The 22451-nt window shown below is 33.8% G+C and carries 25 protein-coding genes and 1 riboswitch; all 25 genes read right to left on the minus strand.

From position 1 onward, the window contains the following. Window positions 1-120: 120 nt before the first annotated feature. Window positions 121-2001 (minus strand): sigma-54-dependent Fis family transcriptional regulator, encoded by a 1881-nt coding sequence (locus KPL51_RS14810; protein WP_216163114.1) that lies wholly within the window; start codon window positions 1999-2001, stop codon window positions 121-123. A gap of 3 nt (window positions 2002-2004) precedes the next feature. Further along, window positions 2005-2439: an MOSC domain-containing protein gene (locus KPL51_RS14815; RefSeq protein ID WP_216163116.1), complete on the minus strand. Its 435-nt coding sequence runs from the start codon at window positions 2437-2439 to the stop codon at window positions 2005-2007. Beyond that, a complete protein-coding gene (gene moaC / locus KPL51_RS14820) occupies window positions 2439-2918 on the minus strand; it encodes a cyclic pyranopterin monophosphate synthase MoaC (protein WP_244998095.1) in 480 nt (159 codons plus the stop codon). The genes KPL51_RS14815 and moaC overlap by 1 nt, the downstream gene beginning before the upstream one ends. Before the next feature lie 22 nt (window positions 2919-2940). Further along, window positions 2941-3900, minus strand: a complete 960-nt coding sequence (gene moaA, locus KPL51_RS14825; protein ID WP_216163118.1) for a GTP 3',8-cyclase MoaA — start codon at window positions 3898-3900, stop codon at window positions 2941-2943. An 11-nt stretch (window positions 3901-3911) separates the two neighbouring features. Beyond that, window positions 3912-5819: a molybdopterin biosynthesis protein gene (locus KPL51_RS14830; RefSeq protein ID WP_216163119.1), complete on the minus strand. Its 1908-nt coding sequence runs from the start codon at window positions 5817-5819 to the stop codon at window positions 3912-3914. Window positions 5820-5860: 41 nt separating this feature from the next. Further along, entirely contained in the window at window positions 5861-7168 is a 1308-nt protein-coding gene (locus KPL51_RS14835; RefSeq protein WP_216163120.1) for a molybdopterin molybdotransferase MoeA, read from the minus strand. 108 nt (window positions 7169-7276) lie between these two features. Then, window positions 7277-7768 carry a MogA/MoaB family molybdenum cofactor biosynthesis protein gene (locus KPL51_RS14840; RefSeq protein WP_216163121.1) on the minus strand — a complete coding sequence of 164 codons (492 nt, stop codon included), beginning with the start codon at window positions 7766-7768 and terminating at the stop codon, window positions 7277-7279. Continuing rightward, window positions 7737-8471 carry an ATP-binding cassette domain-containing protein gene (locus KPL51_RS14845; protein ID WP_216163122.1) on the minus strand — a complete coding sequence of 245 codons (735 nt, stop codon included), beginning with the start codon at window positions 8469-8471 and terminating at the stop codon, window positions 7737-7739. The genes KPL51_RS14840 and KPL51_RS14845 overlap by 32 nt, the downstream gene beginning before the upstream one ends. A 10-nt stretch (window positions 8472-8481) precedes the next feature. Next, window positions 8482-8919, minus strand: coding sequence for an ABC transporter permease (locus KPL51_RS14850; RefSeq protein WP_216163123.1), 438 nt, complete (start codon window positions 8917-8919; stop codon window positions 8482-8484). A 27-nt stretch (window positions 8920-8946) separates the two neighbouring features. Further along, window positions 8947-9774: an ABC transporter substrate-binding protein gene (locus tag KPL51_RS14855; RefSeq protein ID WP_216163124.1), complete on the minus strand. Its 828-nt coding sequence runs from the start codon at window positions 9772-9774 to the stop codon at window positions 8947-8949. Between the two features lie 38 nt (window positions 9775-9812). Beyond that, window positions 9813-9928: riboswitch (molybdenum cofactor riboswitch) on the minus strand. A 142-nt stretch (window positions 9929-10070) separates the two neighbouring features. Then, window positions 10071-10385, minus strand: coding sequence for a hypothetical protein (locus KPL51_RS14860; protein ID WP_216163125.1), 315 nt, complete (start codon window positions 10383-10385; stop codon window positions 10071-10073). A 264-nt stretch (window positions 10386-10649) separates the two neighbouring features. After that, window positions 10650-11102, minus strand: coding sequence for a EutQ-related cupin domain-containing protein (locus KPL51_RS14865; protein ID WP_216163126.1), 453 nt, complete (start codon window positions 11100-11102; stop codon window positions 10650-10652). A gap of 20 nt (window positions 11103-11122) precedes the next feature. Then, on the minus strand, window positions 11123-12223 hold the full coding sequence (eutH, locus tag KPL51_RS14870; protein WP_216163127.1) for an ethanolamine utilization protein EutH: 1101 nt from the start codon (window positions 12221-12223) through the stop codon (window positions 11123-11125). A 79-nt stretch (window positions 12224-12302) separates the two neighbouring features. Continuing rightward, window positions 12303-12845 carry a BMC domain-containing protein gene (locus tag KPL51_RS14875; RefSeq protein ID WP_216163128.1) on the minus strand — a complete coding sequence of 181 codons (543 nt, stop codon included), beginning with the start codon at window positions 12843-12845 and terminating at the stop codon, window positions 12303-12305. Between the two features lie 42 nt (window positions 12846-12887). Then, complete coding sequence (locus tag KPL51_RS14880; protein ID WP_216163129.1) at window positions 12888-13169, minus strand: EutN/CcmL family microcompartment protein; 282 nt, start codon at window positions 13167-13169, stop codon at window positions 12888-12890. A gap of 106 nt (window positions 13170-13275) precedes the next feature. Beyond that, window positions 13276-14058 carry a hypothetical protein gene (locus tag KPL51_RS14885; protein ID WP_216163130.1) on the minus strand — a complete coding sequence of 261 codons (783 nt, stop codon included), beginning with the start codon at window positions 14056-14058 and terminating at the stop codon, window positions 13276-13278. A 27-nt stretch (window positions 14059-14085) separates the two neighbouring features. Beyond that, window positions 14086-14703 carry an ethanolamine utilization phosphate acetyltransferase EutD gene (gene eutD, locus KPL51_RS14890; RefSeq protein ID WP_216163223.1) on the minus strand — a complete coding sequence of 206 codons (618 nt, stop codon included), beginning with the start codon at window positions 14701-14703 and terminating at the stop codon, window positions 14086-14088. Between the two features lie 42 nt (window positions 14704-14745). After that, window positions 14746-15501, minus strand: a complete 756-nt coding sequence (locus tag KPL51_RS14895) for a cobalamin adenosyltransferase family protein (RefSeq protein ID WP_216163131.1) — start codon at window positions 15499-15501, stop codon at window positions 14746-14748. A gap of 87 nt (window positions 15502-15588) precedes the next feature. Then, window positions 15589-15888, minus strand: coding sequence for an ethanolamine utilization microcompartment protein EutM (gene eutM, locus KPL51_RS14900; RefSeq protein ID WP_216163132.1), 300 nt, complete (start codon window positions 15886-15888; stop codon window positions 15589-15591). 47 nt (window positions 15889-15935) lie between these two features. Next, complete coding sequence (locus KPL51_RS14905; RefSeq protein ID WP_216163134.1) at window positions 15936-17402, minus strand: acetaldehyde dehydrogenase (acetylating); 1467 nt, start codon at window positions 17400-17402, stop codon at window positions 15936-15938. Beyond that, on the minus strand, window positions 17402-17905 hold the full coding sequence (locus tag KPL51_RS24080; protein ID WP_216163136.1) for a BMC domain-containing protein: 504 nt from the start codon (window positions 17903-17905) through the stop codon (window positions 17402-17404). The genes KPL51_RS14905 and KPL51_RS24080 overlap by 1 nt, the downstream gene beginning before the upstream one ends. Window positions 17906-17919: 14 nt before the next feature. After that, window positions 17920-18573: an ethanolamine utilization microcompartment protein EutL gene (gene eutL, locus KPL51_RS14915; RefSeq protein WP_216163138.1), complete on the minus strand. Its 654-nt coding sequence runs from the start codon at window positions 18571-18573 to the stop codon at window positions 17920-17922. A gap of 30 nt (window positions 18574-18603) precedes the next feature. Beyond that, on the minus strand, window positions 18604-19482 hold the full coding sequence (gene eutC / locus KPL51_RS14920) for an ethanolamine ammonia-lyase subunit EutC (protein ID WP_216163140.1): 879 nt from the start codon (window positions 19480-19482) through the stop codon (window positions 18604-18606). 18 nt (window positions 19483-19500) lie between these two features. Beyond that, on the minus strand, window positions 19501-20865 hold the full coding sequence (locus tag KPL51_RS14925) for an ethanolamine ammonia-lyase subunit EutB (protein WP_216163142.1): 1365 nt from the start codon (window positions 20863-20865) through the stop codon (window positions 19501-19503). A 22-nt stretch (window positions 20866-20887) separates the two neighbouring features. Further along, window positions 20888-22321, minus strand: coding sequence for an ethanolamine ammonia-lyase reactivating factor EutA (eutA, locus tag KPL51_RS14930; RefSeq protein WP_216163144.1), 1434 nt, complete (start codon window positions 22319-22321; stop codon window positions 20888-20890). Window positions 22322-22451: the final 130 nt, after the last annotated feature.

Below are 22451 nucleotides of genomic sequence, written 5' to 3' on the forward strand. Positions count from 1 at the left end.
ACATCGTCGGTTTTACACCGATTGATTTTAGGACAGTGTTTTATTTTAGGACAGTCTGTAATTGTTTAATTATACCATAATCAAACAGTTGTTTTATTGAAAAATAACGTTTCATATTAATTATCCTTCTATCTTTTGATAATCAATATTATATTTTTCAACTTTTCTGTATAACGAACTTCTTGCAATATCTAATATTTTTGCAGCTAAGGTCATATTACCTTTAACTTCTTTGATGACTTCACTTATATGATGTTTTTCCATTTGTTCCAAGGTATTCCCTACATACAAGTCTATCGATCTCTCTTCTTCAACTATTTCATTATATAAATTCATCTGAATTACCTCAGAATTAACAATGCGCTCAATTACGTTTTCCAATTCCCGTATATTACCAGGCCAATCATAATTTTTTAGATAACCCATATATTCTTCTGAAATATCAACACTATGCTTATTAAGTCTCTTAGAAGTTTTACTCATATAATAATTCACGAGTTCTGCAATATCATCCCTACGTTCTCTTAGGGGTGGTAAGTATAGGGGAAGAACATTTAGTCTATAATAAAGATCTTTTCTAAAATTCCCTATCTCCACCTCATGTTTCAAATCCTTATTTGAAGCCGCCATGACCCTTACATCACTATTTATTTGTTTTGAACTTCCTATTCTATTTATTACACCTTCCTCAATTACTCTTAGTAATCTGATTTGCAAATCAGTAGGCATCTCTCCTATTTCATCAAGAAAAATCGTGCCACCCTCAGCAATTTCAAACTTTCCTATATTACCTGCTTTTTTTGCACCAGTAAATGCTCCCCCTTCATACCCAAAAAGCTCAGATTCTATAAGTGTTCTTGGAATGGCCCCACAGTTTACGGCTATAAAAGGCTCTTCACATCGATTACTGCAATTGTGAATAGCTTGAGCAAAAACTTCCTTCCCTGTTCCACTTTCGCCTGTAATTAATATGGTAGATTTACTATCTGCTATCTTTTTTGCATATCGAACAAGCTTATTAAAGTTTTCATTTACCCCTATTATTTTATCAAAAGTATAGATTGCTTGTCCGCTTAAAATTCTCCCTGCCAGCTTCCTACTCTTTTTTATCTCATAAAATACAAGTGTTATTTCTTCAATCTTCATATTCAGGCTATAAATAGGATATGCTGTAAGTGTAAATTGTAGTTTATTTGCTGGTGTATTTACATATATATCCTCATCCATAAAAGTTTCCTTAGACTTAAGCCGCTGTACTATTTCATTAAAGTTATAAATTAAATCAGGTATTTTCATATGTTTCATTTCCCCTGCATTATAACCAAACATATTAGCAACTTGCATATTCATTGTTGTAATATTCCCTAATAAATCACAAGTCAAAATTCCTGAAGTAATGGAATCAAATGTGGTTTCTAGACGTTTTTTACAAAGCTCAATCATCAAATTATATTTGTTATTTTCAAGCATTCTTTCAATAGCATTGGCGGCAGCTACTACCATGCCTAAGGTATGAGGATTAACGTTTTCTATAAACCCAGTTAAGTTAATAATTCCAATTATATTACCAAACTCATCATTAATTGGAGCAGCAGAACATGTCCATTTATGATATACATGAATAAAATGTTCCTCACCAGACACCTGAGAAGGCCTTCTTTCGGTTATTACAAGACTCATTGCATTAGTCCCAATATGAGCTTCATCCATATATGCACCAGTAACCATTTTTAGTTTAGAAGCCTCGTATAGTATTTTTTCATCTCCAACTACGTTTAAAATGCATCCTTCACCGTCACACAGTAGTGCAAAAAACTCAGAGCCTCTTACAAAATCATATAAATGATTAATAAATGTGGCTGCAGTCAATATAAGTTCACTGTTTTTGTCTAGGTTTTTCTGTAATTCCATGCCTTCTAACACCTTGGTGCTAAATAAATTCCCAGGCAATAATCCCATTATCTTACATCTAATGTGTGACGCTTCAATGTATTCATCCATACCTTAATCCTCCACTACAATTTCATCTCCAGCTTTGATATACCCCTCTTCTAGTACTTTGGCAAATATACCTTCTCTTGGCATTATACAATCGCCAACTAGTTTCATGATTTCACAGCCCTTATGGCATTCCTTTCCTATCTGAGTTACCTCTAAAACTACTTTTCCAATTTTAAGTTTAGTCCCCACAGGAAGCTCATATAAAACTATTCCCTCTGTGGTAAGATTCTCCGCAAACTTTCCAGAACATAATCCTTCTACACCAGAAGCTCTCATTTTATCAATACTCTCTTCTCCGAGAAAGCTCACCTGTCTATGCCAATTTCCTGCATGTGCATCTCCAACAATTCCATGATCTATTTTAAAGTATCCACTCTCTATAGGGTGTTTTATTACCCCTTTCTTCTCACTTATATTTACAGCAGTTACCTTTGCCATTACAATCCCTTCCTTTCATATATTCCTGATTTTCCCCCGCTTTTTTTAAGGAGCATAATATTATTTATAACCATTCCCCTATCAATTGCCTTGCACATATCATATATAGTTAGTGCTGCAACAGATACTGCAGTTAGTGCTTCCATTTCGATACCTGTTTTTCCTACTGTCTTCGTTGTGGCGGTTATTTTAATTTTATTGTTTTCAAAGTCAATATTAAAGCTAATATCGCAACCCGATATCATTATAGCATGACACATTGGTATTATTTGAGAAGTGCCTTTTGCACCCATAATTCCACCCACCTGTGCTACCGCTAGTACGTCTCCTTTTGAAATAGATCCTTCTTTTATTCTTTCAAGAGTTTCTCTTTTCATAGAAATTGATCCAACTGCTACAGCTGTTCGAACAGTATCAAGTTTTTCAGATACATCCACCATTTTAGCTCTTCCTTCGTCATTTATATGAGTAAGTTCCATTATATATCTCCTTTTTTATTTATCAACCGCCTATTTGAGACATTCCCTTAATACTCCTACTAGCACTTTCCTCCTGGAGATGATGTTCAGCTGGTTTATTAAAAATTGCTGATTTTATTGAGGCTGTAAGCATCTCTTCGTTATTTAGATATTCTCTAAGATTTATTTCTTCCTTTGAATGAAGACATGGTTTTATTGTTCCTGTTGAAGTAAGCCTTATTTTATTACAATCTAGGCAGAATTTACAGCTTACAGGACTAATGAAACCAATCTTTCCTTTTGCCCCTTCTAGCTTGTACAACTCCGCGGTGCTACTTTTAGGCGTCTTTATTTGAGTTAACTCAGGATGAAGTTCTAATAACTCCATAAAGCTTAACTTACTTTTTTCATACATCTTAATACCTTCACCTATAGGCATAAGCTCTATAAACCTTATTTCTACTGGTACTTCACGAATGAAGTTTAAAAAGTCTACAAACTCTGTATCATTAATACCTCTCATTAATACCGTATTTATTTTTACAGGTTTTATCCCAAGGGTTAAACACTTATCTATGCTTACCATTACTTTATCTAAACTTCCTATCCTTGTTATACGTTTATATTTATCACTATCAAGGGTATCAAGGCTAATATTAACCCTATTAAGTCCTGCTTTTTTTAAATCCTCTGCCATATCTGATAGTAAAACACCATTTGTAGTTATAGAAATATCATCTATTCCTGGTAGTTTGGAAGTTTCATATATTAGTTTGTCTATATTTTTCATAACAAGAGGTTCTCCACCAGTATATCTTATTTTATTAATACCTAGTGTGGTAGCTGCCTTTACAATTTTTAGTGTATCTTCAAAACGCAGAATATCATCATGGCTTAAACTTTTAATGCCCTCTTCCGGCATACAATATATACATCTTAAATTACATCTATCAGTTACTGATATTCTTAAATAATTGATGTTTCTTCCATAACTATCTTTCATAAAATACCCTCCTAAATTTCAATTATTTCCCCAATTTCGGAATAATCATAGCCACCAAGGTTATCGAGTTCTCTTTTAAACTCATCGCATCTAATTACTTTTACAAATTTGCGTACCATATCCATATTTAGAAACTCAGCAGGCACCGCAAAATCATATTCCTCATTTCCAAGCGGTATAAAATCAAGGTCCATGAGTTTTGCTGCAGAATAAACTCCAAGTCCACAATCAACATCTCCTGAAGCAACTACAGCTGCAACAGAAATATGAGTGAATTCCTCTCTTTCATAGCCATATATATCTTTTGGATTAATATCAAATTTCTTTAGGTTATAATCTAAAAATAACCTTGTACCCGAACCTCTTTGCCTATTAACAAATTTTCTACCCTTTATAGCTATATCCCTAAGTGATTTAATATCCATTGGGTTTCCTTTAGGAACTATGATTCCCTGAATTCTTTTAACACCTTTAATTAATGCCATAGGTTTATACCCTAAATATTTTTTAAGATAAGATATATTATAGCTGCCATCCTCCATATCCAGTAAATGAATAGGCGCTATATGGGTTTCAGAACCTTTCAATGCCATTATACCTCCCATGCTTCCAACATGAGCAGATGAAAGAAAATAATTGTTGTTCTTTATATGAAAAAGATTTGAAACTATATCTACTATTGGATCATGACTCCCAATGCATACAAGAGTATTTTCAATTTCCTCCTGGCTTCTTAGAAGCTTAACATTCACCTTTGTTCCCACTTCATAGCCTTCTATGTTTTGTGGAATTTCTAGTACCCCATCTGCCCTAACTAAGGACATTGTTGTTCCGGCACCGCGGCCTATAGGTGTAGCAATATATTTTCCAGAAACGAAACCAATCTTAACTCTAACAAACTCTAAATATTTTAGTGTAGACATAGTACGCCTAGTAAGTGTAGCCTCAATAGTTTTTCCCTCTTCATTATTCAGTCCTTGATAAGTACGGACTATGTTTTTACATATGTTTTCCATTACGAAATAAGCGGATACAGGAAATCCCGGTATACCAATAACAGGTTTACCTTCGATACAACCAAGAATAACAGGCTTACCAGGCTTTATAGCTACTCCATGTACATAAACTTCGCCAAGTTCTTCTATTACCTTACATGTAAAATCCTCCCTGCCAGCCGAAGAACCTGCACTTATAAGTATAATATCACATTTGTCTACTGCACTTTTTACAGCATCTTTAATTAGGGAATAATCATCTATTACTATATCAAATCTTAGAGGTATTCCTCCCCACTGCTTAACCTGCGCAGAAAATACTCTTGAATTAAACTCAATTATATCCCCAACCACTAATTCTTTCCCTGGCTCCACCATCTCAGTTCCAGTTGGTATTATTCCAACTACTGGTCTTTTATACACCAAAATTTCATTTACCCCTCCAGCTATAATAGATGCTATATCAACTGGCCTAATTAAATGCTTTGATGGAATAATAAGTTGTGTTTGAACAATATCTTCTCCAATTGTTCTAATATGCTGCCAAGGAGTAGCACTCTTATAAATAGCTACTTTTCCACTTTCTACATTTATCAAATCCTCTACCATAATTACGCAATCATATTCTTTAGGTATAGGATCTCCAGTATCTACTACTAAATAATCAATTCCTTCTAGGAGTTTAATATGATTTCTATCTGTTGCTCCATAGGTTTTTGTACTTATGGTTGCAATCCCATCCATAGCTGAACTATTATAAAAAGGTGATGATATTTTCGCAAAAATTGGTAAATATGAAACTCTTCCTGCAGCATCCCAAGTAACTACCTTTTCCACTTCACTCTTTATAGGAAGTAATTTATTAAAATATAAATCAATTGCCTCTTTTAAATCCATATTAGATAAAAAAACTTCTTGAGCCAATACTCTCATCTCCCTTTGTCCCTATAGTTAATCCTATAATTTTATAGTTTGTAAACTTGAACTATTTGACCTTCCTTTAAACCTTCTACATTTTTGTCTATAACAACATATCCCCATGCCTTTGAAAATACTGATATTAACCCAGATTTACCAAACACAGGTTTTGCAACCACCACATTTCCCATTGTTTCAAGCTCTACAGGTAAATATTCCTCTCTCCCTTTAGCACTATGGTAATTTATACTCATTACTGCATTCGTTCCATATATTTTTTCGCTTTGAGATGTTAATCCATATAAATATTCTTTAACAAGTACCTTATATACAATGGAGCATGCAAGTGGATGTCCTGGCAGTCCAAATATTATTTTCTCACTATGTTTTCCTATTATAGTTGGTTTTCCAGGTTTTACTGCTATACCATGTACCAAAATCTCTCCATCGTCGTAGGACGATATAACCTTTAAGGTCTGGTCCTTCTTACCTACGGAGCTTCCTCCTGAAATCAATACCATATCACATTCATTAAAAGCTCTATCAACTGTATTCTTTAAATCATTATATTCATCTTTAATAATTCCATAACTTACTGGCTGCATTCCATCCTCAAGAAGCAAGGACCAAATCAGATGTGTATTTATGTCTCTTACCTGACCTATGGATGGTTTTGCTTCACAAGGCACTACTTCATCTCCAGTTGAAATAATGGCAACCCTAGGTCTTTTATAAACTGTTACCTCAGAAATTCCGATACTTGCAAGGACACCTATCTCATAGGGTCTTAACTTATCCCCTTTTTTTATAACAATATCCCCAGCACTTATATCCTCACCAACCTGTATTACATTCTCTCCCATGGCTACGGGTGAATAAATTAGTATTGTATCCGCATCCATTTCATGGCTATCCGCATCCATTTCATGGCTGTCCGCATCCATTTCATGGCTGTCCGCATCCATTTCATGGCTGTCCGCATCCATTTCATGGGTGTACTCAATCATAACAGCACCATCTGCGGATCCAGGAAGCATTCCTCCTGTTGGCACATACATACACTCACCCAAAGCTATATCTGAGGGTGGTACCTTTCCCATTAAAACCTCCCCTTTTAATTCAAGCATGGAAGGCATTGATTCACTAGCTCCGTTCACATCTCTTGAACTCACTGCATAACCATCTACTGTTGACCTTTTGAATTCTGGTATATTACATTCTGCTTTTATATCACTAAAACTAATTCTAGAAGCACTTTGCAGAATATTAATTTTTTCACATCCAAGTGTGTGAGTAAATGAACTATCTATTATTCCTTTAGCTTCCTTTACAGATACCACATTAAAAAGTTCCATTGTCATTCCCCCTAGTGCTTAAGTTTTAGTATGTTAATTTAGTTGTAGCACCGACTATTTAGTCGCACACTTGCTATTTTGGTAGCACTTACTATTTGGTAGCGCTCGCTACTTGGTAGCGCACTCGCTAGCCTCTCCTTTCAATATATCAATTCCATGTGGAATTGCAGGTAATACAAACCCCAAATTTTCTACAGCAGCTTTTGGGCTACCAGGAAGATTAATAATTAAAGTCTTCCCGCGAATTCCTGCAATACTTCTTGAGAGCACTGCCTTTGGTGTAATTTGGAGTGATTTCATTCTCATAGCCTCGCCAATACCAGGCACATATTTTTCAATTACATTTTTAGTAGCTTCTGGAGTAACATCCCTTTGTGAAAACCCTGTCCCTCCATTAGTTAAAATTAAGTCCACCTTAAGCTCATCACATAAATAGATAAGTTCTCTTTCTATTTCTCGAATTTCATCAGGAATCATTTTATAATAACTTATAATAAATCCCTTGCCTTCTAATTCACTTCTAATTGCAGGACCCGTACCATCTATTCTTTCTCCTCGAAAGCCATTATCACTCATGGTCAATATTGCTGTTTTTATCATGTTCATCGCCCCTTTTTAAAATTTGTCTTAACAACTTATGCTCAGGAAACTTAAGAACCTTATTTTTTTCTCCTTGTTCAATAATCCTTCCCTTATCTAAAAATATAACAAAATCAGCTACTCTCTCTGCTTGCAAAAAGTCATGAGTAACTAAAATAACACTTCTCTTGCCTTTAGCCATAGCTTTTATAAGTTTTTCGGCTCTTAAAGTACTTTCAATGTCCATACTGGCTGTTGGTTCATCCAAAAAAGTCATCTTCGTTTCCAAAATTGCTGTTCTAAGGAGTGACACCTTTGCCTGTTCCCCACCCGATAACTCTCTAGTATTTTTATTAAGCAAGTCATCTATTTCAAAGCAGTTCACGTATAAACTTATTCTTTCCTCAATTGCTTCTTTATCGAATTTTCTGAATTTAAGTCCCATTATTATATTATCAATTACTGAAGAATTGAATAAATATGGACTTTGAAGCATAACTGATATGTCACTTTTCACAAATTCGCCAAATGCTTTATTGTCATATAATACAGTTCCCCTTATAAAATCCTCAAGACCTGAAACACATTGCAAAAGTGTAGTCTTTTCACTACCATTTAAACCAAGCAATGCATAGACATAGCCTTCTTTAAAATTTAACTCATCTATATTTAATACTTCTTTTCCATTATACTCTTTACATACATCTATCAATTTAATATTCATACGCTATCACCTATTTTTCATCTATCTTACTAAGTCCATGCAAAATAAAATTGACCATAAATGCAACAAACAGTAATATAATTCCTATAGTAATGGCCTCAGAAATTGCCCTTCCACGACCTCCTATTGCGGACACAGTAAGTCCGAATACTATTGGAAATACTAGAAGACCTTGAGCTATAATCATTGCCGTAGGAGTGTATAACAGTTCAAAATGGCCTAGTGGTCCCTTCCTTGAAAGCACTAGATAAACCACTAGTCCCATTAGTACTGGCGGAATAATCATAGAAGTTTCAGATAATCTTACAATATATTTTTTTATCCTAAAATCTTTTAAGGCAAGAGGTATTGCAAGTAACGTCCCTGCCATTGATGCTATTAATGTTGCAGTAATTGAAACAAACAAAGATAAAAAAACTATATGTGCAACTTCTCCATAATAACTCATAAAATCACCTATTTTTTCGCATTAGTCCTAATTTGCATTAGGTACAAATAAAGGCATGCCATATTCACCTATAAGCTTTTGTCCTTTATCAGAAAACATCCAATCGATAAATTCGTTTTCTTCTTTTACTTTAATTTTGTTCTTACTATCATCCATTCTTAATAAAGCATACTGATTTAATAAATCCTTTCCCTTTTCAGTAACAATATCCAAATCTAATGTAGACTTCATATTTAAATATGTAGCTCTGTCTGTCAATGTATAAGCTTTTTTCTCAGATGCCATTGTAAGTACCGCTCCCATTCCTTTTCCTGCTGATATATACCATTTTCCAGTAGGTGTTATTCCTGCAGACTTCCATATAGCAAGTTCTTTCCTATTAGTACCTGATTTATCCCCTCTAGATATAAAGTTTGCTTTACTGCTACTAATTAATTTTAATGCAGCAAGTGCATCACTTGGAGCTTTCTCTTTAAGTTTTGCAGGATCATCTTTTGGTCCTACTAATACAAAGTCATTATACATCACTTCAAGCCTTTCTGTGGCAAATCCATCTTTAACAAATTGAAGTTCTTGAGACGTTGCATGTACAAGCAATGTATCCGCATCTCCACGCTTTGCAACTTCTAAAGCTTCTCCTGTTCCTTTAGCGAGTACCTTAACTGTAATACCTGTGTCTTCTTTAAATAATGGCAGCAAATAATCCAAAAGTCCTGAATCCTGAGTGCTTGTTGTGGTTGCAAGTACCATAGACCTCTCTTTTTTTGAACATGCAGTTATAGTAAAAACCATAACAACACAAAGTGATATTACTAATAAATCCTTGAAACGACCTTTACTTTTTAATATTGACATAAAAAAATCCTCCTTTATATTTTTGTATATAAAAGAGAATGATAATTAAGCATCCCCCTTTTCAAATGGAAGGCTAAATCGTTTTCAATTTAACCCTAACGGTCATAATTCCATAGCATCCCTTAGGAAATATGACTCGGAGAATAAATGATAAATAAAATTTTTATACCAATAATATATCATAAACAGCTTAAAATGAAAAGGGCATATGCCCCTAAACCATAAACATACACTTTTGGTCAATATGTTTATAACAAAAGAAGAACCCTATTACTAGAATTCTTTTTTCAATCTTATTATAGTTTTCTTTTATCCCCTTCTACCAATTTTATTCCCTCATAATCTATGTGTATTTTATCTTCACGAACCACTCTTACACTATTATCATATTTAGCGCTAATTTTTCCACCTTTTAGAAATGCTTCTTTTTCTTCATATTTTATAAAACCTAATTTTTTTAATTTTCCTAAATAATAAGCAAATTCTTGTTTCTTGTCTTTTGGATCTTGCTCATTTAATTTGTAATTTTGAATTTCAAAAGACATTCCTGGCGACATATCAGCATCATAAATATCCATCACTATCTGATTTTCAAGTTTACTTAATTCCATCTAAAACGCTCCCCTTATAATATAAAATAGTATATATTACATATATTCTAGATATTTTGGTAAATTCCTCCTAATATTATATATTTATTTTAATTATGTTTAAAAATGAGATTATATTTTTTAATAGGGGTATTAATTGCTGTATAGATTATTATTTAATAGATTTATCCCATCATATTTTTAGAGTTTATGCCTTAATTATTAATATAAAGCAAAAAAGAAGCGGCAATCCGCTTCTTTTTCTAATTTCACAGAAAAATAAATCTACTTCAAATCCGCCCAATTAGCAGGATATGTTACAAACATAAACTTTGCATAGTTTGGAACACTAAATTGGATTTTTGAATTCTTAGGAATTAAGATTATTTCCCCTTTATTGGCTACAACTTTTCTTCCATCAATGATTACTTCTAAAGTTCCCTCAATAACGTAATCTATTTCATCATAATTTAATGTCCAATCAAAGCTTGTCTCTTTCATCTCCATAAGACCACATCCAAGTCTTGGGCTCTCTTCTAATGTTACAACATCAGTTAAAAGTACATCGTCTCCCTCTTTACCTGTATCAAATTTACCCATTTTTACAGTGTCTAATTTTATTGACATTATACCACTAGGATCTACTTGCTTTTCAAATCCGCATTTATCCTTAGATAAACTTTCAGTTATTATTTTTCTCACCATGTCTTCAATTAGTTTTGAATCTATATTTTCCAATTTAATTCCTCCATTCATTGTTATATTGCTTGAATAGCCTTGTCTTTTTTATTTCTTTTAAGTATAAAGCAAGCAAGTGTAACTGCTGTGATTCCACCAATTAATTTTGCAACTATCATGGGGAATATCATTCCTTTTTCTACTCCTGCAACAAAACCTAAATGATCTCCAAATACAAAGGACGCACTAACTGCAAAAGCAACGTTAATTATCTTACCTCTATCATCCATATCCTTCATCATTCCAAACATTGGTATATTATTTGCAAGACTTGCCACCATACCTGCTGCTGAAATATCATTCATACCTAGTAGTGACCCCATCTTCATAAGGGGTTTTTTAAATACTTTTGTTATAACAAAAACCATTGGGAAGGCTCCTGCAAGAACTATTGCAATAGAACCTACTATAGCGATACCATCTGATAATGGTGCCATACCCGGAATAACAACCAATCCTGTTAAAGTTTCTATTATTATAGCTGCAAGACCTATTGTTATAACCACAACTACTCCTTTTCCAAAAACACTAAAGCCTTTTATCATTTTTTCAGGTATTTTCCATAAGCCTATAGCTAGAAGAGCTGCGACTATTATTATTGGAACAAGATTTTTAAGAACCATTATTACTCCAAATCCAGCTACAATTCCTCCTATAAATGCTCCTATAGGAATTGTTATTATTCCTGCAAGAACACCTGTTGCTAAGAACTTATGATCTTCTTTTCTAATTATTCCAAGAGCAACGGGTATAGTAAATACAATAGTTGGTCCCATCATAGATCCTATAATTACACCTGAAAAACTAGCTGCCTCTGCTGTTTGTGCAAGTTCTTTTGCAAGAGGGTATCCTCCCATATCACAAGCAAGTAAAGTAGTAGCAAACATAGATGGATCTGCACCTAAGGCTGTGTAAATTGGGAGTATTACTGGTTTTAATACACTGGCAAGTACTGGTGCCAAACAAACTACGCCCACCATGGCTATAGTTAATGAACCCATAGCCATAAATCCCTCTTCAAATTGCTCTCCTAAACCATATTTGTTTCCTATGCACTTATCTATTGCACCTAGAACCATAAAAATAACCATTATGTATATAATAATTTCATTTATTCCCATGCTTATATCTCCTTTTCGTGATAAATATTTTTGGAGGTAAATATTACTTTTATATCTTTCCTACATTATTGCCTATTAATTATAAACTGTTAATTAATTCATCCGCTGGTGAAGGGATTACAATGCTGTAAACTATCTTTTTTTCATCACTTACTCTTAATGCTTCTTTTACAGCTTCTTTAACAGAGCTCACATCACCATAAATAACAAAATATGATTTCCCACCTACAGCCATGCCAAGACTAAGTTTGAAAAGCTTTACCTGTGCTGCTTTAAGAGCCTTATCTAAAATAAATAATCCTGAGACTACATTAGTAGTTTCCACTATCCCTATAGCACCTGTTGGCACTGCTTTAATTTTATTTTTTAATGCTTGTATAATGTCCTTATGAACACTGGGAAGTAGAAAACTGCCTATCAAAAACCCTATACTTTCCTCTTTAGCCTTTTGCAATGCTTCTTCAACAGCTCCTACTTCTCCTGACATAAGTATCATATATTTTCCTGGACAAATAGTTTTACAAATTATAAGTTCTACCTGCGCAGCCTTTAAAACTACATCCGCTATTTCAATTCCCTTTGCTATACTTCTAAATTCCAACATTCCTAAAGTTTTAATCATAGATTCGCTCCAAATAAATTTATTTACGGGACAACCATTTCACTATTTTAAAAATTCTGCATCTACTTCTAAACTATCTATTATCCCTACTATAACTGCATCCACAGGTACATCTTTTATATGAAGTGATGCCCTTGCAGAGCTACCTTTAGTCACTAATACATTATCCCCTATTCCAGCACCTACTATATCTGCAGCAACAAAAATAGTGCTATCTTGCCCAGTTGACGATTTAGATGGTTCTATCACCAAGAATTTTAATCCATTTAATTTTTCATCTTTTCTTGTAGCCCAAACATTTCCTATAACTTTCCCAATAATCATTAACTGTCCCCTTTATTTTTATTTGAATCATTAACTGTCCCCCTTTATTTTTATTTGTAAACTATTCTATTTATCCCTTTACCTGTTGAAATATTTCAAAATAATCCTATACTCTATTTATCTTCAATCGTTTTATTCTTATAAAGTCTTGAGCAAGTGGGGTTAATATAGCTTTTTTAATTAAGTTTACTTCCTTTATTCCATTCATATATAATTTTCTAAGGTCTGATTCTGTAATAAGTCGTTTATTATTTATTTCTACTACTTGATTAGATAATACTGAATCCCCTGAAAAAACTGTTTTAGCCGCTGATTCACTGCTATTCATATCATTACTAGATGTTTTAACTCCATTGCATGCAATACTTGATTCTACTAAGCAATCCACTTGAGCTGATCCATCACTGCAAGCTAAATCCATTCCCATACGCCTAACTAAATCACTTTCATGAACTATATTAGCTCCATAAGACATGATTTTGCATTCATATTGGTTATATAGATTATATAATGACTCATTTGCATTTTTTGAATATTTTCTATATTGTATTCCCTCTTTTAGCACATAAACTCTCTTACCATTGAAAAGAGCCTCTACTAAAAATGCTTGCACCTTATTATTGCATAGACCAAGTGCCAATGAAGTTAAACCACTATTACATAAATTGGTAACTATTATATGATCATAGTTTTTCAAATTTACATCTTCATTATTATAATCATGAACCTCATATTTATCTTGTACAAGCTCCATAATCTTTGTTAATTCTTCGCTACATGAACTTATTACTAGCACCTTTTCTTTGTCCATTGCAGTACTATTTGTACTGCTAGGAATTCGGTTCATAACTTCTTTCGTGATCATATCAACTAATTTTTCTATATCCAATTAAATCACTTCCTTTACATAAGGATTTTATTTCATAATTCTTGCAGTAGAACTCTTAATATATCCACAAGCATTTGCTTCATCATAATCTATGTGCATAGTTGTTTTATACTCTTTATCCACCCTAATTACAACATCATCAAAAATTAATGGTCTTTCTCCAGATACCTGAGCCTTTACTATTTCTTTATCACAAACCTTAAAGAGCTTTGCATCTTCTGGTGATAAATGTATGTGGCGCTTTGCAACAATTAAACCCTCTTTAATTGTTAGAGAGGCACTTTCTGAAGTTATTGTTATCCCTACAGTACCTTCTAATTTTCCTGACTCGCAAATTGTTGGTTTTACTCCTAAAATAAGAGCATCCGTCTTAGATATTTCCACCTGTGTTTTATTTCTTTCTGGTCCAAGCACAATTACATTTTTAATTGTTCCTTTAGGTCCAGTTATACTAACTCTTTCATTGCAACTATATTGGCCTGGTTGTGATAAATCTTTTGCCTTTGTTAATTTATAACCATTTCCAAATAACAAATCAATACTTTCTCTTGAAAGGTGAACGTGTCTCCCTGAAGCCTCTACGGTAATTCTTAATTTTTCATTTACTCTTTTTATGACCTCTTCTACAATATATTCAATGTTCATATCTGTCAAAATTACATCTCCCCTATTTAAATTACATCTTCGCTATTTATATTTTCCTGATAAAAACTTAAACATCATTATATATAAACAGCTACTTAATCTATTTAAATATTTCATAATATCATTTCTTGTTATCTCTCCATCAATATCTTTAAATGCCTTAAAGCCATATACTTCAACTTCCCTTGTGTTACTTCTTATAGAGTTAAGTGCAACAACTATTTCACCCATTTTATAACTTGGCATAAAGTGGTCCATATTAAAGTATTTTTTAGGATTATGTGACATTTCTCTAAGGTCATTCTCACTCATTCCAAGTAGAGAGAATTCAGGAAGCTCTTCTTCTAATACTTCTGCCCTTAATATATTACGTACAAAACTTAGAATTTCCTCTAAATCCTTTGCTACTCCTTCATTTTGAAGCCTTGCAGCTAAAATCTCCGTTTCTAAAATTTTAGATTGAAGACTATCAAGGCGCCCTCTAAACTCTATCCGCCTATGGTCCTTAGGTACTAATTTATTGCCATATAACTGTGTCATATGCTCTGGTTTTTCCTCTAAATAACCACCCTGAAGGCATAAAAATTTCGGGAAAATCTTTGTTTCATCTTCTTTGTCACTTTTAAAATCGCCTTGTTTACTCGCACCTAATGTATCAACAATTAAAAGTTTAATGTTTTTATCTTGTAGATATTGTTTTGCAGATGGTGTAATAATAACACCCTTAAGTACTTCAAATTCTTTAATATCTGTATTCTTAAGTTGTTTTCTCAGCTCACTCTCAGTTAACAAACTCATATAACTCACATCCCCTTAAGAACGCCTTATATAAACATACTACCCGCCACAACCTTTTGAGCTGTGGGGATAGTATAATTTAAAATATTAAGCTTCTTCTACTTCTTCTTTCACTTTTGGAAGTATTGCATCTACTTCAGAATGTGGTCTTGGAATTACATGAACAGAAACTAATTCTCCTACTCTCTCTGCAGCTGCAGCTCCTGCATCAGTAGCCGCTTTAACAGCTCCAACGTCACCTCTAACCATTACAGTTACTAGTCCTGCTCCAATTTGTTCTTTTCCTACTAATGTAACATTTGCTGCTTTCACCATTGCATCTGCTGCCTCTATTGCTGCCACTAGTCCTCTTGTTTCGATCATTCCTAATGCATTTGTACTTGCCATTTTATATTCCTCCTAAGATTTTATTAGTTTATTTATATCAATTATTTTTATAATTGGCTTTTTAATTTTTCCATTATCTTTTCTACTATTAGATTTATAGAATCCTCATTTAAGTTTTCATTTTTACTATTAGTACTTGCAGTATTCTTTCTATCTACTATATCTTCTATTTCCCTTATGCCATAAACTAGTCTTCTTATATTAAGCAAATTCATAGGTCCAATATTATCAGAAGTTGCACTTCCGCCAACTGCTCCACAGCCTAGTGTTAAAGCTGGTACAAGGCTAGTAGTAGCTCCTATTCCACCAAGAGAACCTGGTGTATTAACTAATAATCTTGATACTGGTTTTTTAAGTGCGAACTCTCTAATTATATCTTCATTGTTTGAATGAATTATAAGAGTATGTCCAGCTCCCTCATTATTTAATATATCAATACATTTTGAGCAAGCCTTTTCCCAAGTTTCTTCACAATAAAATGCTAGAATTGGGGCTAACTTTTCTCTTGAATATGGATACTTATGCCCTACATTTGTTTCCTCGGCAATAAGTACTCTTGCTCCAGTTGGAACATTTAAGTTAGCCATTTTAGCTATAGCTTGCACGCTTTTTCCTACTATTTGAGGGTTCATTGAACCATTGCTTCTAAGTATAAATCCGGAAAGTCTATCAGCTTCTTCTTTATTTAAGAAATAAGCTCCTTGCGCTTTTAACTCTGACATTACTTTATCTTTAGAACAAGCTTCAACTACTATAGATTGTTCTGAAGCACAGATAGTTCCATTATCAAAGGTCTTACTGTCTAAAATTCTCTTTACTGCTAGTGCAATATCTGCAGATTTTTCTATGAAAGCTGGTCCATTTCCTGGTCCTACACCTATAGCTGGATTACCTGAGCTATAAGCTGCTTTAACCATCGGTGTACCACCTGTTGCAAGTATTAATGAGATATCACTATTCTTCATTAACTCATCTGTACCTTGCATAGTTGGTATAGACATACATCCAATAGTTCCTTCTGGTGCTCCTGCTGCCATTGCAGCCTGCGATATTATTCTCACAGTTTCCAATATACATTTTTTAGCCATTGGGTGTGGTGAGAAAACTATTGAATTTCCTGCTTTTATAGCTATCATTGATTTATATATAGCTGTAGATGTAGGATTAGTTGATGGAATAAGTCCTGCAATAACTCCTACTGGAACTGCCACCTCAACTAATTTCTTATCACTATCTTCATTTATTACTCCTACAGTTTTTAAATCTTTTATATACTCATAAACCGATTTACTTGCAAAAGTATTTTTCACAATTTTATCTTGCCATTTTCCAAAACCTGTTTCTTCCTCCGCCATTTTGGCTAATTTTTCAGCATTGTCAAAAGCTGAATCACAAATAGCTTTAACTATTTTGTCAATTTGTCCTTGGCTCATTTCGCCAAGTTTCTTTTGTGCAAGTTTTGCACTAGCTATAAGATCTCTTACTTCTTGAATTGACATTAAATCCTTATCCATTATTTAGTCCTCCTCTGATAGAACAATATAATCTCATCTACAAGCCTATCTTTTTTAGCAAATTTTATTTGTTTCTTAGTCATACTGTCTAAGTTAAAACTTCTTGCTAAAGTTCTGAGATCATTTACTTTTTTACTCTCTAAATCTTCTCTTAGGCTTGCACTATTATCTTTTGTATTATCTTTGTGTTCTATCTTTTCAATCTTTTGTATTTTTTCCTCTTGGTCTACATTGTTTTCAATAATATCCCAAACTGATGTATCTGGTCTTGCAATTACATGAGCTACAACTAAAATATTTGACTTAGTAAGTGCATCTTCAGCAGCCTCCACAGCCGCTTTAACTGAAGAAACATCACCTTCAAGCTTTACAGTAACCAAACCACCTCTAACTATTTCACAACCTATAAGATTTACATTAGCTGACTTAAGTGCTATATCTGCAGCTTCTATGGCACCAAGATAGCCTTTTACCTCAATTAAGCCTAAGGCTCTTCTATTCATATGACTTTCCTACTTTAATAGTTTGTAGGATTTTCAGCTACAAATTGTACTGCTGCTGCAAAAGCATCACAAGCTGCTTTACAAGCTGATTGGCTTCCTGTTAGGAGTGCTCCACCAAAGTTAGTTTCGGATGGTGGTCCGTAAAAAGTTACCATTTCAACATCAGCTGCTTTTAACGCTGCATCTAATGAATACATAGCTTCAAGTGGAGGTGCTATTAGATAAGCTAGTGGCTCTCCTTCTTTAATGTTGGCACTCTTTGATAAAAAGCTTCCTGTTCTTGATACACAGTGAGCAAAATATGGAATGGAATTATCATCATTAGCACTTACAAAATTTGCTCCGCTTTCAATGAAATCTATAGCACAATTAAGTCCACTTCTAACCTCAGCTGGACTTGGCCCAGCCATTATTCCTATAACTTCACCTGCAAGTTTAGTACTTGCATTTGCAGAACCTGCATACATTGATTTAGCATATACTATTTCTACCTCTGCTGATTTAGTAGCTTCATCTAAAGCAGTATAAGTAACATCATCTGTATCTGCTGTTATAATTCCTAAACTCTTATGATGTGGAGCTAAATTAAAAGCCTTTACCAAATCTGGACTAACATTTGATATTATTTTTACACCTAATACCGTTGCACGAATAGCTTCATTTTTCATGTGTTTTTCCTCCTAATTATAATTTTTTTACTATAATTTTAAATCTACTCCACTTGCTTTCTTTTCAAGCATTAATTTTATTATATCAGCCAGATGAGCACCTGCCTCTACTGGAGGTGTACCACCACTATGGATATTAGATACAACTGTTCTTCTAGCTTCTGGCATATTTACAGTAGCTTTATATGCTATATAAGCACTCATGCTTTCTGCTGTAACTAGGCCTGGTCTTTCACCTATAAGTACACAAGTAACTTCAGCTTCTGTAGTTTCAGACACTACATCCATAGTCCCTACTCTACCATTTTTTAGGAAGAATGGTGTTCCTACAGAAATTCTGTAACCCTCAAGACCTTGAATCATAGCTGGAAGTACATCACGGATATTAGCTTCTATAGCTGCTGAGCTTAATCCATCCGATACATATATTTGTACTTGTGGTCTCATTTTGCAGTTATCCTTTATAGCTTTTATACCCTCTGAATTAATCTTTTTTCCTAGGTCTGGTCTTGTTATATATTCATTTTTATCCACGCACTCTGTTTCAATAGAAAATAAATTCATTTCTTTTAAGAATTCCTCTGAAACATATGAGAAAACTGAATCTTGAGCTGCTGCATGGTCGGCTCTAACTCTTAAAGCTGTTTCTGTTTTATACCTAGGCCCGGCTCTCCAAATACCTAATCTTGCTGGAGTAGCTTGTTTCATTTTTAAATATCCCTTAGCATCTGCTGGATTTGGAACTAAAAGTTGACTTTTAATATCAACAGTTGTAATATCCTCGATAAACCCATCTTCAACCTCAACACTTGTAGTATTTTCAGCCTTAGCTGGAGCTTTTGTACCCTTAGATGTCATTTCTAGCAAAACCTGCTCCACTAATTTTTTTAATTCGTTTTCTGATACCATTATTTATTCCTCCCCTCATTATTTAAGAAATACAGATGCATCTCCTGCTTTTTCAGTTAATTTACCATTTTTTGTGAATCCCATTTTTTCCATCCAAACATCAAACTCTTTTATTGGTTTTAAGTTTAGAAGTTCTCTGAGTGTTGCTGTTTCATGGTATCCAGTAGACTGATAGTTAAGCATTATATCATCACCATGAGGTAATCCCATAAAGTAGTTACATCCAGCTGTTGTAAGCAGTACAGATAGATTTTCTATATCATTTTGATCTGCCTTCATGTGGTTTGTGTAGCAAGCATCAACACCCATAGGAATTCCAGTTAATTTACCCATGAAATGATCCTCAAGACCTGCTCTTATAACTTCCTTGCTATCATATAAATATTCGGGTCCTATAAATCCAACAACCGTATTTACTAAGAATGGGCTATATCTCTTAGCAAATCCATAACATCTTGCTTCCATTGTTAATTGGTCAACACCATAATGACTATCTGAAGATAATTCAGAGCCTTGTCCAGTTTCAAAATACATTACATTAGGACCTGATCCTGTTCCTTCTTTAAGTGCTAATTGTCTTGCCTCTTCAAGCATTTCTGCAGTTATTCCAAAAGCTTCATTTCCCTTTTGAGAACCTGCTATACTTTGGAAAATTAAATCTGCAGGAGCTCCACGTCTTATAGCTTCCATTTGTGTTGTTACGTGTGCGAGTACACAATTTTGAGTTGGTATTTCCCATTTATTCTTAAATTCTTCAAAAGTTTTAAGAATTCTCATTACGCTTTCAACGGAATCATCTACAGGGTTTAATCCTATAACCGCATCGCCAACACCATAAGTTAATCCTTCCATAAGAGATGCTAAAATACCCTGTGGATTATCTGTGGTGTGGTTAGGTTGAAGCCTTGCAGATAATGTTCCCTCAAGTCCTATGGTTGTATTACAATGTGCAGTAATTCTTATCTTTTTCGCTGCGTAAATTAAATCTAAATTTGACATTAACTTAGTTACCGCAGCTACCATCTCACTAGTAATACCGCGACTTGCTCTTTTAATATCTTCTTCAGATGTATTTTCATCTAATATCCACTCTCTAAAGTCAGACACTGTTAAGTCCTTAATTCCAGTGTATATCTTTTCATTAACATCATCTTGGATTATTCTTGTTACCTCATCTATTTCATAGGGTACTGCTGGGCAATTTCTTAAATCCTCTAGTGTTAAATGACTTAAAACCACCTTAGCCGCTACTCTCTCCTCTGCAGATTCTGCTGCAACTCCTGCCAACCTATCTCCTGATTTTTCTTCATTTGCCTTTGCCATAACTTCCATTATTGTTTTAAAATCATACACTTTTCCAAATAACTTTGTTTTTAATATCAAGATAATTCACCCCTCTTATTTTTTACGAGTTAAATATTAGTGTTTTAATTATTACAGGCACAATTCTACCATTTGCTAGCGGCTTACCTATATCTATATAATCGCCATTTTCAACCTTTATAGTGTCAATACAAACAACTTGTTTTTTAAAGTCCAGCTGCCTATATAAAGTTTGTCCAAGAACCTTTGCTATATCATTTTCTATTACTAAAATAGCAGGAAATTTTTCTTTTAAAATATCTTCCATACCTTCAATCAAGGTCTCAGCTAGTTTTTGTATTTCTACAAAGCTAGGATTTAATTTGCCTTTTATAGCTATAGCCACAGGTTGAAGTTCATTTTCTAGTGTAAACCACTTAAGTTTTTCCTTAATAACCCTTACCATATTTTCATGACCTGAATTTTCATCTTCCTGCGAAAGCTTTAATATTGGAAGATTTTTAATAGGAAATTTATCTTCTGTATATGTTATAGTACTACCACTAATATCTGTGGTATGAGAACCAGCCCCTACCACTGTAGCTCTTATGGTCTCTATAGATTTTTTAACTACAAGTTTAGTACATAAACTGGAACGACTAATAGCTTGTCCAAGTAATATTCCTATATCTCCATACTTAAACATATCCTCAGTGTCCAGGTTGTAAACATAATCAGCAACTCCTCCAGAAAAAGTAATATACTGTATTTCTATATCACCTTTAATTCCCTTGTTGGTAAGTATTCTTTCATAGAAGCTGCTCTTTTCTCTTATATTCACACTTTCCTCTAAAAGGTTAACCATTTCATCCACTATAAGATTCAAATTATCTAATGAAGGTTTTTGACCTTCTTCTAATTCAATATGCTTTAACCTTGCTAATTCCTTTATCTTGCCTGCAATATATGTAACTTTGCCTGATGATTTATCAATTTTAATAAGTCTTCCACCTATGTCTAAACATCCTGTATCTAAAAGCTTTCCTTCTTTAAAAACTGCTATATTAGTAGTTCCTCCACCAACATCCAGGTTAACTATGGTAGAATCGTAAGCCTCCGAGATTTTATCTGCTCCAGCACCCTTTGCTGAAATTATTGATTCTAAATCAGGGCCTGCTGTAGCTACAACAAAATCTCCTGCTAGTCCACTTAAATTCTGCAAAACCTCATTGGCATTTTGCTTTCTAGCAGTTTCACCAGTTATTATAACCGCACCCGTTATAACATCTGTGGGAGATATCCCAGCCGCTTTATACTCTCTTTCTACTATTTCGCGGACCTTTTCACCATCTATCTCCTTTTGAGATTTAAGTGGGGTGAAGTATATTTCGCTTCTATATATAACTTCTTTATCCACAATTGATATTCTAGGGATAGCAAAACTTGAGGCTAAATTTTCTATAGTTAACTTGCTAAATACAAGTTGTGTTGTGGAAGTACCAATGTCTATACCAACACTTAGAATTTCTTCTCTCATATCAATTCCTCTTTTCAAATGTTATATAGATTTTGAGAAACACACTTAGGTAACAAAAAAGGGCTTAAAGTTATTTATAAAAAATAACTTTAAGCCCCATTGCTTACCCTAAAAACACACCATTGTGTTT

The organism is Clostridium bowmanii, assembly GCF_018861315.1.
In the GTDB taxonomy this organism is placed as follows: Bacteria; Bacillota; Clostridia; order Clostridiales; family Clostridiaceae; genus Clostridium_AD; species Clostridium_AD bowmanii.